The organism is Streptomyces rapamycinicus NRRL 5491, from assembly GCF_024298965.1.
GTDB classification, from domain to species: domain Bacteria; phylum Actinomycetota; class Actinomycetes; order Streptomycetales; family Streptomycetaceae; genus Streptomyces; species Streptomyces rapamycinicus.
Map to the genome: position 1 here is coordinate 9462135 of NZ_CP085193.1, position 14120 is coordinate 9476254.

The window sequence follows — 14120 nt, forward strand, 5'->3', positions numbered from 1 at the left end:
GGGAACGCGGCACGGGCAACCCTGGCCGTGGACTCAGGCACCGCGGGCGCAGGCAACGAACGCATCGACATGATCTCCCCTCGGCCCCACGAAACAGACCCGACAACGAGCAGTGTCCAACCCACCCGAAGGTCATTTCAGGTGAACCATCACATCGACCAACAGAGTCCTTCAGGTGCCGTCACGCGGTGCACACGTGTTTCGACGCCGTGATGCACGAACGTGTGAGTCTCGATCTCCGCGCCGTCACGCTCTCGCGCGGCGGCCTTGGTCCTCTCTTGCCTGACCCTGGCGGAAATCTCCTTGGACACGGGCCAGTAGGCGTAGGCCGCTTGGCTGATGCCCTCGTGGAATTGCTCCTGCCTCTCCACCCAAGCCCACTTCGCGCGGCGCCACTCCAGGACCATCCAGGGGCGGGCTTGGGCGGCCTGTTCATGGGCGGTTCGCAACGTGGCGTGGAGGGTATCGACGGTGGTGGCAAAGACTATGGCGGCATCGTGCCATCGGCGGCACTCCTGTGAGTGGAGGGATGAGCCATGCCGAGGCCACTCGGTGCGGGGTGTAGAGCCTGAAGTAACGCGGCATGCACATGGGCAGGGCCCACTCCGGCTCACGCTGTACGACCGCGATCCGGCCATCGGCCGGCTCGGGGATTTCCCGGTCTTCCTCCCTCAGCGGCAGCGGCCAGCCATGCGTCGGCGGTGCCAGGCGTCTCATCACCACCTCTTAGCTCACCGCCCAGCGTGCCGCAGGATGGAGTGTGGGGGCAATCGCATGCTGCGGCGACGCTGACCGCCGCAGGAGAGACGTACGCACGGTGTGTACCTTTCGTCGGCCCCCGCCCCGGCTAAGGCGGCAGGCCAAGGGAGGGAAAGTGGAGTGTTTCGGGAAGCAGCTACGTGAGGCGCTGCTGGCTGCGGATGCGGACGTTGCCCACCCCCGTGCGGCTTACGTCCGCAGTCCGCGTCGGCACCGCTGTAAGCCGCTGTGTCTTCGAGTTCACCGGGCTGGGTATTGATCGACAACTCGCTTCCGTCACCCTGGTCAATGGCTACACCGCAGGTCGTAGGCGGCAGCGCACGACGCTGACCAATGAAGAAGTCTCAGGTTTGCTGCTCGACTGCGAGCGCGCGTACCTTCTGGGGCCACAGCGCCGCGTCCACGGGGGAGGCGGGGATGAGGAGTGACCGATGCCGGGGCGTCCTGAGAGTCCACTGGATCCGAACGCGGGTCCGGTGCAGCGGTTCGCTGTGGAGTTACGCACGCTGCGGAGGCAAGCCGGCAGCCCCACCTACAAGACGATGGCCACTCGCTCCGAGCACGGTGCGAGCACGCTGTCCCAGGCGGCCGCCGGGGAACGGCTGCCAACCCTTCCTGTGACGCTGGCCTATGTGCAGGCCTGCGATGGGGATCGGGCCGAGTGGGAGCAGCGCTGGCGACAAGCTGCTGAAGATGCGGCCGCCGTGCCGCGGCCAGCGGAGGGCGGGGAGCCGCCGTACCGCGGCTTGGCCCGCTACGAGCCCGGCGACGCCGATCTGTTCTTCGGCCGCGACCAGGTCACTCATCGCCTGACAGACCTGACCCGGCAGCGACGATTAAGTGCGGTGTTCGGTCCGTCGGGCAGCGGGAAGTCCTCTCTGCTGCGTGCCGGGCTGATCCCGCGCCTGCAGCACACGACTGACCCGGCCCTGCGGCCCGCAGCGCTGCGGGTGTTCACCCCCGGTCCGCACCCGCTGCGCATCCATGGCGACCGGCTTTCGGCGCAGGAGACCGGCGAAGGGGACACCTGGCTGATCGTTGACCAGTTCGAAGAGCTCTACACCCTGTGCACCGACCCGGCCGAGCGCTCCGCCTTCCTCGAACGTCTGCTAGAGGCCACCGACCCGGCCAGCCGGCTGCGCGTGGTCCTGGCCATACGCGCCGACTTCCTGGGCCGCTGCGCAGAACACGCGGGTCTGACCGCGGCCTTGCAAGAGTCCACGGTGCTGGTCGGGCCGATGGGCCCAGCCGAGCTGCGCGAGGCGATCACCAAGCCCGCCCAGGCCACCGGGCTGCTCGTGGAACGATCCCTTACCGCCCGGCTGATCGAGGAGGTCGAAGACGCGCCCGGTGCCCTGCCGCTGATGTCCCATGCTCTGCTGGAGACCTGGCGCCGCCGCCAGAGCCGGGCCCTGACCGAGGTCGCCTACACTGCGGCCGGCGGCCTGAACGGGGCGATCGCCCGCACCGCCGAAGACCTCTACACCGGCCTGACCCCCGCCCAGGCCGGGCTGGCCCGCCGTCTGCTGCTGCGCCTGGTCACCCCGGGCGACGACGCCCCCGATACCCGCCGCCCCACTCCGCGCAGCGAACTCGCCGCGCTCGAGGCTGGCGGGGAGGTGGGCACGGTCTTGGACCGGCTGATTCGTGCCCGGCTGCTCACCGCGGATGAGGGCACGGTCGACCTGGCACACGAGGCTTTGCTGACCGCGTGGCCGCGGCTGCACACCTGGGTCGAGGAGGACCGCGAGCGGCTGCGGGCCCACCGGCAGCTCACCGAGGCCGCCACTACCTGGGATGAACTGGGCCGAGATCCGGGGACGCTGTACCGCGGCACCCGCCTGGCGGGTGCCGCGGAACTATGGCCCCCTTCCCGGTACAGCGAGCTGACCGACGGGGAGCGCGCGTTCCTGACCGCGGGCCTGGCGGCCGAACGTCGCGCCCGGTTGCGTCGGCGTCTTACAGCCGGGCTCGCGGCGTGTGTGGCCCTGCTGCTGGTCGTGGCGGGCACCGTGGCCTACATCGAGCGGGACAGGTCTCGGCAGCGCGCGGACGAACTGGCGTCGAAGCAGATCGCCGCCCAGGCCGACGCGTTGCGCGAGGAGGATCCGGTGACCTGTGCCGCTCGAAAAGTCGTCGCTGCACGTCACGCGGCGTATCGGTACTCGCTGATGAGGCCGCGGAGGATGCGGGTTCGCAGCAGTCGGTGAGCGCCGGTGTCCGTTGCAGCAGGCTGATTCTGGGCATCGGGTGGTAGTTGGGTGCGGGCCTGGTGGGGCCGGTGCTTGTTGTAGTGACTCTGGTAGACAGCAAGGACCTGTCGGGCATGCGCTTCGCCCAGAATGAGGACGTGGTCGAGGGCCTCGCGGTGGATGCTGCCGATGACGCGTTCGCAGTGGGCGTTCATCCGAGGTGCTCGTGGCGCGCTCTTGATCACGTCCAGTTCCTCGGCTTTGAAGACGGCGTCGAATGCCTCGCCGTACTTGCCGTCCCGATCGCGCAGCAGGAACCGCAGGGACTCCATGCGCATGCCGAGGTCAGCGGTGAGATTTCTTGCCTGCTGCACGGTCCATCCCCGCGTCGGGTTGGCGGTGACGCCGGTGATGTGCAGGCGTCGGGTACCGTGCTCGAGGAAGGCCAGCGCGTACAGCCGCCTGCCGAGCGCGGTGTCGATGTGGAAGAAGTCCGCCGCGATGATGCCCTCGGCTTGCGAGCTGAGGAACCCACGCCAGGTCGGACCGGAGCGACGCGGCGCCGGGTCGATGCCCGCTGCGTGCAGGATCTGCCACACCGTCGAGGGTGCGATCCGGTGTCCGAGCCGGGCCAACTCGCCCTGGATTCGCCTGTGGCCCCAGCGCGGATTCTCGTCGGCGAGTCGCAGGACGAGGTTCTTGGTCGCCATGGCGGTGGGTGGTCGACCGGTGCGTCTGCGCACGCTGTAGTCCCACTTCGCGGCGATGAACCTGCGGTGCCAGCCCAGCAGGGTACCGGGGGTGACCGGGAAGACCTCGCGCCAGCGCAGGCGGGGTATGAGTCCGGACAGGGCTGCGAACCAGAACCGGTCCGATGGCTCGTAGCTGACTGGTCGGGTCAGCTGCCGGCGCAGGACCGCATTCTCGTGGCGGAGTACGAGTAGCTCCGCGTCCTTCACGGCATCGTTGCGGAGTAACGTCGATGGGAGGGAGATCAACTTGCGGGTCATCTTGTATAGCAGGCGTACGAACATCCGGTCATGCTCCCAGCCGACGACCCATCACCTCCGCCACCTGCAGCGACGGACTTTTCGAGCGGCACAGGTGGTCGAAGCTGATGTCTCGGGTGGCGATCTGGCGGTTCGGTTCGGCGTTCCGCACACTCCGGGACTGCTGGATGTGGCTACCTCGGCCCGTAAGGAACGGCCCGGGTCACTCCTCGGGGCGACAACGGAACTGTCGTTTGGTGTCCGTGTGGTGGCTTCGCCAGCAGGCGGCAGAACCTGCTCGGAGGCCGTTCGGCTAGTAGCCGAGTACGTGCAGCGGCTACTGCTGGGCGATGAAGGAGACCGGGGCACGGTCGTGTTGGACGTGGGCCGTATCAGTGAGGACGTCGAGGGCCTGCTCGGGGCGCGGAGGCTGTGGTGCTGGTGGCCCGGGGCGGGGCAGATGCGTTGGCGCACGCATATGCGTACCTGGCGGAGGCCGGGGCGCGAGCGGAGCGATACGTGCTGGCTGTGGTAGGGCCATGCCCGTATGCGGTTGGGGAGATCACCGCGACGCTCGGCATCAGCCGCGTCGTCTTCCTGCCCTGGGACACCAAGGCAGCTGACGCTTTGGCCGGGAAGGCTCGTTCGGCGCTGCGGACCTCTGGTTGGAGGGCGCTGCAGTTGATGACGGCAGCTCGTGATTGGGCGCGCCAGTTGAACGGTGCTGGTGAGGTGGCGGCGAAGGGGCTCAGCGGCGCTCTCGCGGGGCTGGGAGCCGTGCCGGCCCCGGGCGGCCACCTTCGGCGTGGGCTGGCAGCGCTTGCGAGGAAGGAAAGCCAGTCATGAGCACGATGACGGACTACGGTCTGCGCGAGGAGAGAGAGCGGCAGCTGGCCGCGGAGGTGCGCCAGCGTGTGGTCAGCCTGAAGGGTGCATTTACTGCAGTACGGTGGCTGACCAGGGGATTTACGATCGCCGAGTCGGTCGCCCGGGTTCTTACGAAGTCATGACGTGCTGACCGAATCACCGCTGCCTTCCCGCCTCGCTTCTCAGGATGGTTGCCGGCACACCGTTCACACAGGAGGCATACGCGTAATGAGCAGGCGTCGCAGGTCCTATACGAAGAGCCGCGTGATCGGCCTCTCGGTCGCAGTGACCACGGTGGCGGCCGCCGTGACGACGTTCAGCCTGGCCAACGCCAGTGAGGAACATCGTCCGGACGCCGCGTCCAGTACGAAGGCCGCTGCCACCGGTGCGGACCACGCGGTGTTCGTCCAGGGCAACGAAGTGTCCGGCAACACCATCCACGCGTTCAAGCGTTCCGGCACAGGCAAGCTGACCGCCGCCGGCAACTACAAGACCGGAGGCAAGGGCGCGGTTGCCACCGGTGCGCCCACCGACGCGCTCGCTTCGCAGGGTTCCCTGGTCTATGACGCGCGGCATCACCTGCTGATCGGTGTCAACGCGGGCAGTGGTTCGGTCACCTCGTTCGGCGTCTCCGGCCAGAAGCTCTCCAACCGCCAGTCGGTCTCCTCGGGAGGTGACTTCCCCCTGTCGGTCGCGGTGTACGGCGACACCGCCTATGTATTGAACGGTGGCGGCGAAGCGTCGGTGCAGGGCTTCAACATCACCGCGCAGGGCCTGAAGGCCATACCCGGATCGAAGCGCCTGCTCGGGGTCAAGGGCCCTGCTGTCCCGGTCTTCAGCGACAACCCCGCCCAGGTTTCGTTCACGCCCGACGGCGAAAACCTGGCCGTGACCCTCAAGTCGACCAACACGATCGAGGTCTTCCCGGTCGCGGCCGACGGTACCCTCGCCAAGAAGGCCGTCTCCAACAAGTCGGCAGGCAACGTCCCCTTCGGCTTCACCTTCGACCAGGGTGGCCGGCTGCTCGTCACCGAGGCCGAGGAATCGACGGTCAGCACCTACGAGGTCGGCGTCGGCGGAAAGCTGACCACTGTGACGGCCGCGGTGCCGAACGGGCAGAACACGCTGTGCTGGATCCAGGCCGCGGGCGGCTTCTTCTACGGTGCCAGCACCGGCAATTCAGCGGTGACCGCGTACTCCGTGGACTCGGCAGGGAAGGTCAGCGTGGTGGCCAAGCAGGCGGTGCCGCTGTCGGCCGACTCCCGTGGCACGATCGACATGGCAGCCTCCGCCGATGGGGCGTTCCTCTACGTACAGAACGGAACGACCGGCAACATCGACGGATTCCGGGTCGCGGCCAACGGCAAGCTGACCCTGGTCACCAGGGCCACTGAAGGCCTGCCGAAGTTCTCCGCGGAGAAGGGTGGCATGGAGGGCATCGTCGCCGCGTGACCAGCACGTGGAGGCGCTGAGCGTGCGTCGCAAGGGCGTGCAGGACCTGCGCTGCTGCGCTCGACGTCCGGGAGCGGCTGAGCGGTGCTCCTGCCGAGTACCTCATCCGCGCAGGTCAGTGATGAATCGTGCCCGGCATCCGACGTCTTCGAGGTCCATGCCCAGATTCGTTTCGTCGCCGCTTGCGCCACCCACGACACCGGCATCCTTCAAGATCATCCAGATGGCCGACGCGGCCGCCTCCCACCCAGCACGAGCAGCTCGCCGTGCAGACGCCTGTAGCCCCAGGTGTGGATTCTCCCTCGTCAGACGCAGCACCAGAATCCGGATGGAGTGCACCGTACGAGGTCGACCAGGTCGCTTGCGGAGACTCGGGCACCGGCAATGCACACCTGTTGATCGGGCTGGGCACCGCAGCCGCGTTGGCCGGCCAACGAGTCCGCTACATCACGGCCGCATCCTTGGTGAACGAGCTGGTGGAAGCGGCAGACGACAGGCAGCTCGGCAAGACCATCGCCCGCTGCGGAGGCGTCGACCTTCTCGAAATCGATGAGCTGGGCTATCTCGAACTGGCCACCGTGGCGCGGAAATGCTCTTCCAGGTCTCACTACGCGTGACGAGAAGAGCAGCATCACGATCGCTTCCAACGAGGCTTTCACGGGCTGGAGCAGGACCTTCGCCGATCCACGGCTTTGCGCGGCCTGGTGGTGGCCGGGCCACGGCCGTACGCCCTGAGGCTGGACGAACTGCGTGCTCTGCCCCAGCACGAGGTGGAGCTGCCGATCTCCTGCGTGGAGAGCTGGAGCAAGTCGACGCGCTGGACACTGGCTCTTCGCGCTGGTGGCCGTGGTCGCGGTGATGTTGCTGTGGGCGGCGTGCGGGGGATCGCCCGCAGAGGGCGGTCACCTCGTGAGGAGCGTGACCCGTTCCGGGCCTCCCCTTACAGGAGTCTTACGCGTTCCCGGCAGGGCCGCGGGCCGCCCGGCGGCCTCCTACGGTGACCGGATGAGATCCCTCCGTGCCCTTCGTACGATCGCACCGGTGACGGCCGCTCCGCTGCTGCTTGCCACCGCCGGTCTGGTGCATCCCCGGCATCTGACAGCGGCGACAGCCGGCCACTGGGCCGGACTGCACATTGCCCTGCTGCCCGTCTTCCCCTTCCTGGCGGTGGGCTTGTTGGTCCCGCTGTGGGGGCGGCCGCACCGGAACGGGGAAGGGGCTCTGACGGTGCTCGCCTGGGCAGGATGTCTCTGTTATGCCACGTACTACTCCGGGCTCGACGCGGTGGCGGGGATCTCCGCAGGGACGGTGGTGGACCATGGTGTCCACGGGGCGGCCGGGGGGCTGTTCCGAACTGGGGGCGAGTTGGGCCGGGTGGGCGTGCACGCGTTGGCCGTGGCCGCTGTCGCCACGTGCGCGGCGCTCTGGCGCCGGCATGGGGCACGGGTGCTGCCGGGCACCGTGGTCCTGCTGGCCGCCTGCTGGTCGTTCTTGGACAGTCACATCTTCTGGCCCCGGGGGGTGTTCACGATGCTCGGCTTCGCCGTGGGCTTCGTCCTGCTGACGCTGGCTGCTCCCCGCAGAGGGAAGACCGTGTCCACAGCCGGATCGAAGACGATCTGTCCCGGACTTCCGCGTAGAGGACTTGGGCAAGGAACGCGACCAGGCTGGTCTCGCCACTCGTGACAGCACGCGATTGAAATGGACTTGTCGGGCGGGAGGGAGAGCTGGCTGCGCGCGCGTCACGGTATACCGCCTGCGTACACGCGTTCCCGTTCCGTACGAAGCTCGACCAGTCGCGCGTAGCCGTCGGCCAGCGTACGGTCGTCGGCGAGGTCGGGGCGACCCACGGCAGCCATGAGCCGACCGAGACGTTGCTGGAGTTGCCGGCGATCATCACAGACTGTGCCCTTGCCTGTGCGTGCCGGAATCTATGTCACCCCTATGCGACCTGCGAGTATTCGTGGATGAGGCCGCTGAGTCGATCGCGTCGGGAGATGCGGGTTTTGCCAGTGGCGATAATTGGTTCGGACTCGGTGAGTCGGCCTGGCGCCCGTTGTCCGAGGGGTCGATGCGGCCGGTGACTGTTGTAGTGCTCCGTGTACTCGTCGAGGACGAGGCGGAGGTGCCGTTCTCCGGTGATCAGGATGCGGTCGGTTGCCTCGTGTCGGCATGATCCGATCCAGCGTTCGGCGATGGCGTTCATCCGTGGCACAGCGGGCAGTGTGGGGATGACGCGTACGCCGGCTGCTTGGAAGACGGCTTCGAAGCTGTCGGTGAAGTAGGCGCCGCGGTCCCGGATGAGGAACTTGATCGACTCTGCGCGGTCGCCCAGGTCCATGAGGTAGTTCCGGGCTTGCTGGGTGATCCAGGGGCTGGTCGGGTGTCGAGTGATGCCGGCGATGTGCATGCGGCGGGCGCCATGGTGGATGAAGAACAACGCGAACCAGCGCCGCAAGAGGACGGTGTCGATGTGGAAGAGGTCGGTGGCCACGATGGCGGAGAGCTGCGCTGTGAGGAAAGCAGCCCATGAGCGGTCCGCGCGTTGCGGTGATGGGTCGGTCCCAGCCTTCTTCAGTATCTCCCAGACGGTGGAGGCGCCGACCTTGCGTCCCAGACCAAGCGGTTCGCCGTGGATCCGTCGATATCCCCACCCCGGGTTCTCCCGCGCGAGGCGCAGGACCAGGCGCCGCAGTGCTTCCGGCTTCGGAGGTCGGCTCGGGCGGCGGTGTGGATAGGTCCACTTCCGGGCGATGAGGCGTGCGTGCCGTCGTAGGACCGACCGTGGAGTGACCAGCAATGCAGTGTCGGTGAAGGTCGGCTTGCCCACCTGACGCTGCGGGACCAGCAGTTGGTGCCGGAGCACCAGGATCTCGACGACCTTATTCTCTGTCGCTCATCGGTAGGAGACGTAGGAACGACAGGGCGTTGGTCGCGGTGAGGTAGGCCAGGCGCAGCAGCACAACAGATCATGATGCCGCCGGGGTCCCGCGCAGGTGCAGACCCTGGGGGTGAACGTCGAGGAGAACCAAAGATCCGTGATCAGGCTGTCGACCTGCGTGGATGATGTATCGGCACCCGCACTGGGCCAGGGACCCGTCGTAACCGGCGCAACCGCCGAAGGGAGCTGATGCGGTCCTCGTCGATTGCTGGGCTTCTTCTGACGTGATCCGTTGCCGACCTTCCGCCCGGCGGGAAACGATGTCAGTGTTTCGTAAGAGCTCGACCGATGAGAGATCTGCCAATCCCCCCTAGGGTGTTGATCGGAACCGCTGGTTCAACGTTGCGGGCCGTCACAAGTCCTTTTGTGTCGTCTGTGAGCTGCGGAACCGGAACCCAAGACCACTCAACACTCGAATGGGGTAGCCTTGCGTAAACCGTTGGCTGAATTCATCGGCGCGTTATTCCTGGTTTTCACCATCACCGCGACAGTACTGTCCAATGCGGCCCTCGCGCCCTTGGCGATTGGCGCGTCCCTCATGGTGATGGTGTACGCCGGAGGCCATGTCTCGGGTGCTCACTTCAACCCGGCTGTCACGCTCGGCGTCTTCGTGAGAGGCCGCATCAAGGGCCGTGAGGCCATGGCTTACGTGGTGGCACAGGTGGCGGGCGGACTGGTGGGAGGACTGATCGGTCGCTGGGTCGTCGATCCGGATGAGGTGACAGCCGTCTCCTTGTCGGGGCATCAGATCGGAGCAGCGCTCGTAGCGGAAGCACTTTTGACCTTCATGCTGGCCTACGTGGTTCTCAATGTCGCCACCAGCAGCGACCACCCGCAGAATTCCTTCTACGGCTTGGCCATTGGTTTTACGGTCCTCGCAGGTGCGGTGGCAGTGGGGGGCGTATCAGGAGGGGTCTTCAACCCGGCTGTTGCCGTGGGCGGTTCTGTGGCCGGATTGTTCTCCTGGTCGTCGCTGTGGGTATATCTCATAGCTCAAGGTGTCGGCGGTACACTCGCGGGCTTCGTTTTTCTCGCGCTGAACCCTGATGAGCGCGAGACGCCACGGGCAGAGCCGGACACGGCGGAGCGTGACGTCGATGCGCCGGGCACAGGAGCCCCCGCTCGGACCTGATTTCTCACCACCTCCGAGCGGAGGTCGCTCCGCTGGTGCCCTGAGGCCCCACGCGCCCCGGGTGCGTGGGGGAACGGCGAAGACCGACAGGGACAGTACTGGTTCCCGCCAGCCGCTTCTACCAGCGAGCACCGGTCTCCACGGCACGCTCGTGAAGAACAGTCCTCCGCCTGCGTCACCGGACGGTGTTCGCCGGCCACTGAGCAACGAAGCGCGGGGCGAGGTCACCTGCCGGGCTCTGTTCTGCCCGTTTCTCGTCATGTGTGTGCACGTACCTGACTCATCTCTTTGGTCCACTCTCCAAAAGGATTGCCATGTCCGAGAAGCACGATGCCATCGTGACCGACGCGAAGACCGAGGAGTCGGGCGGCTGCCCGGTCGCCCGCGGTCGCGCCGCACACCCCACCCAGGGGGGCGGCAACCGTCAGTGGTGGCCGGAACGGCTCAACCTGCAGATCCTCGCCAAGGACCCCGTGGTCGCCAACCCGCTCGGTGCGGAGTTCGACTACGCGCAGGCGTTCGCCGGCCTCGACCTGGCGGGCGTGAAACGGGAGATCGCCGAGGTGCTGACCACCTCGCAGGACTGGTGGCCCGCGGACTTCGGCAACTACGGCCCGCTGATGATCCGTATGGCCTGGCACAGCGCCGGCACCTACCGCATCAGCGACGGCCGCGGCGGTGGCGGTCGTGGTCAGCAGCGCTTCGCCCCTCTGAACAGCTGGCCGGACAACGGTAACCTCGACAAGGCCCGCCGTCTGCTGTGGCCGGTCAAGAAGAAGTACGGCCAGTCCATCTCCTGGGCCGATCTCCTCATCCTCACCGGTAACGTCGCCCTGGAGACGATGGGCTTCGAGACGTTCGGCTTCGGCGGCGGCCGCGCCGACGTCTGGGAGGCCGACGAGGACGTGTACTGGGGTCCCGAGACCACCTGGCTCGACGATCAGCGCTACACCGGCGACCGTGAGCTGGAGAACCCGCTCGGCGCCGTCCAGATGGGTCTGATCTACGTCAACCCCGAGGGCCCGAACGGCAACCCGGACCCGATCGCCGCGGCCCGCGACATCCGTGAGACGTTCCGCCGCATGGCGATGAACGACGAGGAGACCGTCGCCCTGATCGCCGGTGGCCACACCTTCGGCAAGACCCACGGCGCCGGCCCCGCCGACGCCGTCGGCAACGACCCCGAGGCCGCCTCGATGGAGCAGCAGGGCCTGGGCTGGAAGTCGACTTACGGCACCGGCAAGGGCGGTGACGCGATCACCAGTGGTCTGGAGGTCACCTGGACCACCAAGCCCACCCAGTGGAGCAACGACTTCTTCGACATCCTCTTCGGCTACGAGTGGGAGCTGACCCAGTCCCCGGCCGGCGCCAACCAGTGGGTGGCCAAGGACGCGCAGGAGATCATCCCCGACGCGCATGACCCGTCGAAGAAGCGTCTGCCCACGATGCTCACGACGGACCTCTCGCTGCGCTTCGACCCGATCTACGGCCCGATCTCGAAACGCTTCCACGAGAACCCGGCCGAGTTCGCGGACGCCTTCGCCCGCGCCTGGTACAAGCTCACCCACCGTGATCTGGGCCCGAAGTCCCTGTACCTCGGCCCGGAGGTCCCGGCGGAGACCTTTCTGTGGCAGGACCCGCTGCCCGAGGCCCAGGGCGAGGCCATCGACGCCGAGGATGTCGCGGTCCTCAAGACCAAGCTCCTCGAGTCCGGCTTGTCCGTCGCGCAACTGGTGTCCACCGCGTGGGCTTCGGCGTCCACCTTCCGCGGCAGCGACAAGCGCGGCGGAGCGAACGGCGCCCGTATCCGCCTTCAGCCGCAGCGCGGCTGGGAAGTCAACGACCCGGACGAGCTCGCCCAGGTCCTGCGCACCCTGGAGAACATCCAGGGCGAGTTCAACTCGGGCGTCAAGAAGGTCTCCCTGGCCGACCTGATCGTCCTCGGCGGCTCCGCCGCCGTGGAGAAAGCCGCCAAGGAGGCCGGCTTCCAGGTCGAGGTGCCCTTCACCGCGGGTCGGGTGGACGCGACGGAGGAGCAGACCGACGCGGAGTCGTTCGAGGCGCTCGAGCCGACCGCCGACGGATTCCGCAACTACCACGGCAAGGGCAACCGGCTGCCGGCCGAGTACCTGCTCCTCGACCGGGCCAACCTGCTCACCTTGAGCGCGCCCGAGATGACCGTCCTGGTCGGTGGTCTGCGCGTCCTCGGAGCAGGCCATCAGCAGTCCCGGCTCGGTGCCTTCACGCGCACGCCCGGCTCGCTGACCAACGACTTCTTCGTCAATCTGCTCGACCTGGGCACTATATGGACATCGACGTCCGAGGACCAGACCACGTTCGAGGGCCGCGACGCCGCCACGGGCGAGGTCAAGTGGGCCGGCAGCCGTGCAGACCTGGTCTTCGGCTCGAACTCCGAGCTGCGGGCGCTCGCCGAGGTCTACGCGAGCGACGACGCCAAGGAGAAGTTCGTCCATGACTTCGCGGCCGCCTGGGTCAAGGTCATGAACCTCGACCGGTTCGACCTGCCCTGACCGGACGCCGTCCGGGTCGGCCGGTGCGTCACCGGCCGACCTGGACAGGCCGCCGAGGCGATCGGGTCGACGTATGTTGGCCAGCAGAAGGAGAAGGCGCAGTTGACCAGGATCTGGTGGCGGCGGATGGCGCGGTCGGAGCGGACCTGGAAGTCGGCCCAGTCGAGTTCGTCCTTGATCTGTTTGTAGCTCTGCTCGATCCAGGGCCGCAGTCCGTAGAGACGGACGATCTCGACCAGGTCGGCCGGCGGATGCGGGCTGGTGGCGGCGTGGGGTGCGTCGGGGTGGGGCAGGTTGGTGGCCAGGTACCAGGTGGCCTTCTCCGGCAGGCCGGCCGGGTCGGTGGTGGCCACGACCAGCCGGCAGGGTGAGTCGGGACCGTAGCCGCCCAGGCGGGCATCGGCGGCCCACCAGGTCTCGGTGTGCCCGTCGCGGAAGTGACGCTCCACGGGTGTCCAGTCGCCGGGACGCTTGGCATCCTTCCAGGTCAGGGCGTGGGCGGCTTCGATGGGGGTGTGCGGCTGGTCGGTCCGGGCCCAGGTGCCGCGGTGCGGCTTGAGCGCGACCACGTAGGCCAGGCCGGCCGCGCGCAGTGCGAGGTACCAGTCGTCACCGACGGAACAGGCGCAGTCGGCGACCACCGCGCGGCAGCCGAAGCCCGCCTCCTTCCCGCGGGCCGCGAGGGCGGCGGCAGCTGCGGTTTCGTGCGGAAGGCCGGATCGGTGCGGCCCCGGGGTGAAGTGGTGGGCGGGGGTGTAGGGAGTCGTGTGCAGCGGGTAGTACACGCGGCCGTCGGTCCATACCGTGGTCACGGTGACGATGCCGTTGTCGGTCTTGCCGTACCGGCCCAGCCACTGCCGGCCGACATGCGCCGTCGCCATGCCGTCCTTGCGGTCTCCGGAGTCGTCGATCACGATGACCCCGCCGTCGTGCGGAGCCGTCGCCGGCTCCTCGCGCAGCAGCTCGAGCCGCCGGTCGTTGACCTGCTCGGCCTCCCAAGGGGACTCCGACAGGAAGAACTGCAGCCGCTGCACCCCCGGTATCCCCGCACCCGCTACCGGCTCTGCCCCTGCCAGGCAGGTGATCGTTTTGTTCCGCTCCCGTGGTGCCGGCAGACCGGTCAGGTACTCGCGAAACCCTCGCCGCTGGGCCAGGCTGAAGAAGAGGCCGTCGAACCGGGCCGCGTAGTCCTCCAACGGCCCCGGCACGGGCGGACACGGACGGCGAGCGGTCATCTCCGGCCTCCGGCACGGCAGT

Annotated in this window: 9 protein-coding genes and 2 pseudogenes; 7 read left to right on the top strand and 4 right to left on the bottom strand. The window is 67.7% G+C overall.

Annotated features, from left to right (window positions below):
- Window positions 1-1301: 1301 nt before the first annotated feature.
- The gene (locus LIV37_RS39920) at window positions 1302-2969 is read left to right on the top strand and encodes an nSTAND1 domain-containing NTPase (protein WP_148717755.1); all 1668 of its coding nucleotides are present in this window, start codon (window positions 1302-1304) and stop codon (window positions 2967-2969) included.
- On the opposite strand, the gene LIV37_RS39925 is transcribed toward LIV37_RS39920, so the two are convergent.
- Entirely contained in the window at window positions 2906-3985 is a 1080-nt protein-coding gene (locus LIV37_RS39925) for an integrase core domain-containing protein (protein WP_020872735.1), read from the bottom strand. The two genes, LIV37_RS39920 and LIV37_RS39925, sit on opposite strands and share 64 nt — an antisense overlap.
- A 797-nt stretch (window positions 3986-4782) precedes the next feature.
- On the opposite strand from LIV37_RS39925, the gene LIV37_RS39930 reads away from it, so the two are divergent.
- Both LIV37_RS39930 and LIV37_RS39935 read left to right on the top strand, forming a co-directional pair.
- The gene (locus tag LIV37_RS39930) at window positions 4783-4950 is read left to right on the top strand and encodes a hypothetical protein (RefSeq protein WP_020872737.1); all 168 of its coding nucleotides are present in this window, start codon (window positions 4783-4785) and stop codon (window positions 4948-4950) included.
- 121 nt (window positions 4951-5071) lie between these two features.
- Window positions 5072-6259 (top strand): lactonase family protein, encoded by a 1188-nt coding sequence (locus tag LIV37_RS39935; RefSeq protein WP_020872738.1) that lies wholly within the window; start codon window positions 5072-5074, stop codon window positions 6257-6259.
- Between the two features lie 195 nt (window positions 6260-6454).
- On the opposite strand, the pseudogene LIV37_RS39940 reads toward LIV37_RS39935, so the two are convergent.
- Window positions 6455-6622 (bottom strand): annotated as a pseudogene (locus LIV37_RS39940) (integrase); the annotation flags it as partial.
- A 2-nt stretch (window positions 6623-6624) separates the two neighbouring features.
- On the opposite strand from LIV37_RS39940, the pseudogene LIV37_RS39945 reads away from it, so the two are divergent.
- Together LIV37_RS39945 and LIV37_RS39955 are read left to right on the top strand one after the other, a co-directional pair.
- Window positions 6625-6961: pseudogene (locus LIV37_RS39945) on the top strand (ATP-binding protein); the annotation flags it as partial.
- A 339-nt stretch (window positions 6962-7300) separates the two neighbouring features.
- Window positions 7301-7945 carry a hypothetical protein gene (locus LIV37_RS39955; protein WP_020872739.1) on the top strand — a complete coding sequence of 215 codons (645 nt, stop codon included), beginning with the start codon at window positions 7301-7303 and terminating at the stop codon, window positions 7943-7945.
- A gap of 256 nt (window positions 7946-8201) precedes the next feature.
- Here the strand turns inward: LIV37_RS39955 and LIV37_RS39960 are convergent, their stop codons facing one another.
- Window positions 8202-9089 carry an integrase core domain-containing protein gene (locus LIV37_RS39960; protein ID WP_243146077.1) on the bottom strand — a complete coding sequence of 296 codons (888 nt, stop codon included), beginning with the start codon at window positions 9087-9089 and terminating at the stop codon, window positions 8202-8204.
- Between the two features lie 538 nt (window positions 9090-9627).
- On the opposite strand from LIV37_RS39960, the gene LIV37_RS39965 reads away from it, so the two are divergent.
- Together LIV37_RS39965 and katG are read left to right on the top strand one after the other, a co-directional pair.
- Window positions 9628-10332, top strand: coding sequence for an MIP/aquaporin family protein (locus LIV37_RS39965; protein WP_121823950.1), 705 nt, complete (start codon window positions 9628-9630; stop codon window positions 10330-10332).
- Window positions 10333-10646: 314 nt separating this feature from the next.
- A complete protein-coding gene (katG, locus tag LIV37_RS39970) occupies window positions 10647-12863 on the top strand; it encodes a catalase/peroxidase HPI (protein WP_020872742.1) in 2217 nt (738 codons plus the stop codon).
- Here katG and LIV37_RS39975 read toward each other — a convergent pair.
- Window positions 12770-14098 carry an IS701 family transposase gene (locus tag LIV37_RS39975; RefSeq protein ID WP_243146076.1) on the bottom strand — a complete coding sequence of 443 codons (1329 nt, stop codon included), beginning with the start codon at window positions 14096-14098 and terminating at the stop codon, window positions 12770-12772. The genes katG and LIV37_RS39975 overlap by 94 nt on opposite strands.
- Window positions 14099-14120 lie beyond the last annotated feature (22 nt).

Bases quoted from the DNA above. Each gene is read 5' to 3' on its own strand.
- LIV37_RS39920 (WP_148717755.1), top strand. From the start codon at position 1,302: ATGGCCACTCGCTCCGAGCACGGTGCGAGCACGCTGTCCCAGGCGGCC.
- LIV37_RS39975 (WP_243146076.1), bottom strand. From the start codon at position 14,098: ATGACCGCTCGCCGTCCGTGTCCGCCCGTGCCGGGGCCGTTGGAGGAC.
- katG (WP_020872742.1), top strand. From the start codon at position 10,647: ATGTCCGAGAAGCACGATGCCATCGTGACCGACGCGAAGACCGAGGAG.
- LIV37_RS39930 (WP_020872737.1), top strand. From the start codon at position 4,783: ATGAGCACGATGACGGACTACGGTCTGCGCGAGGAGAGAGAGCGGCAG.
- LIV37_RS39925 (WP_020872735.1), bottom strand. From the start codon at position 3,985: ATGTTCGTACGCCTGCTATACAAGATGACCCGCAAGTTGATCTCCCTC.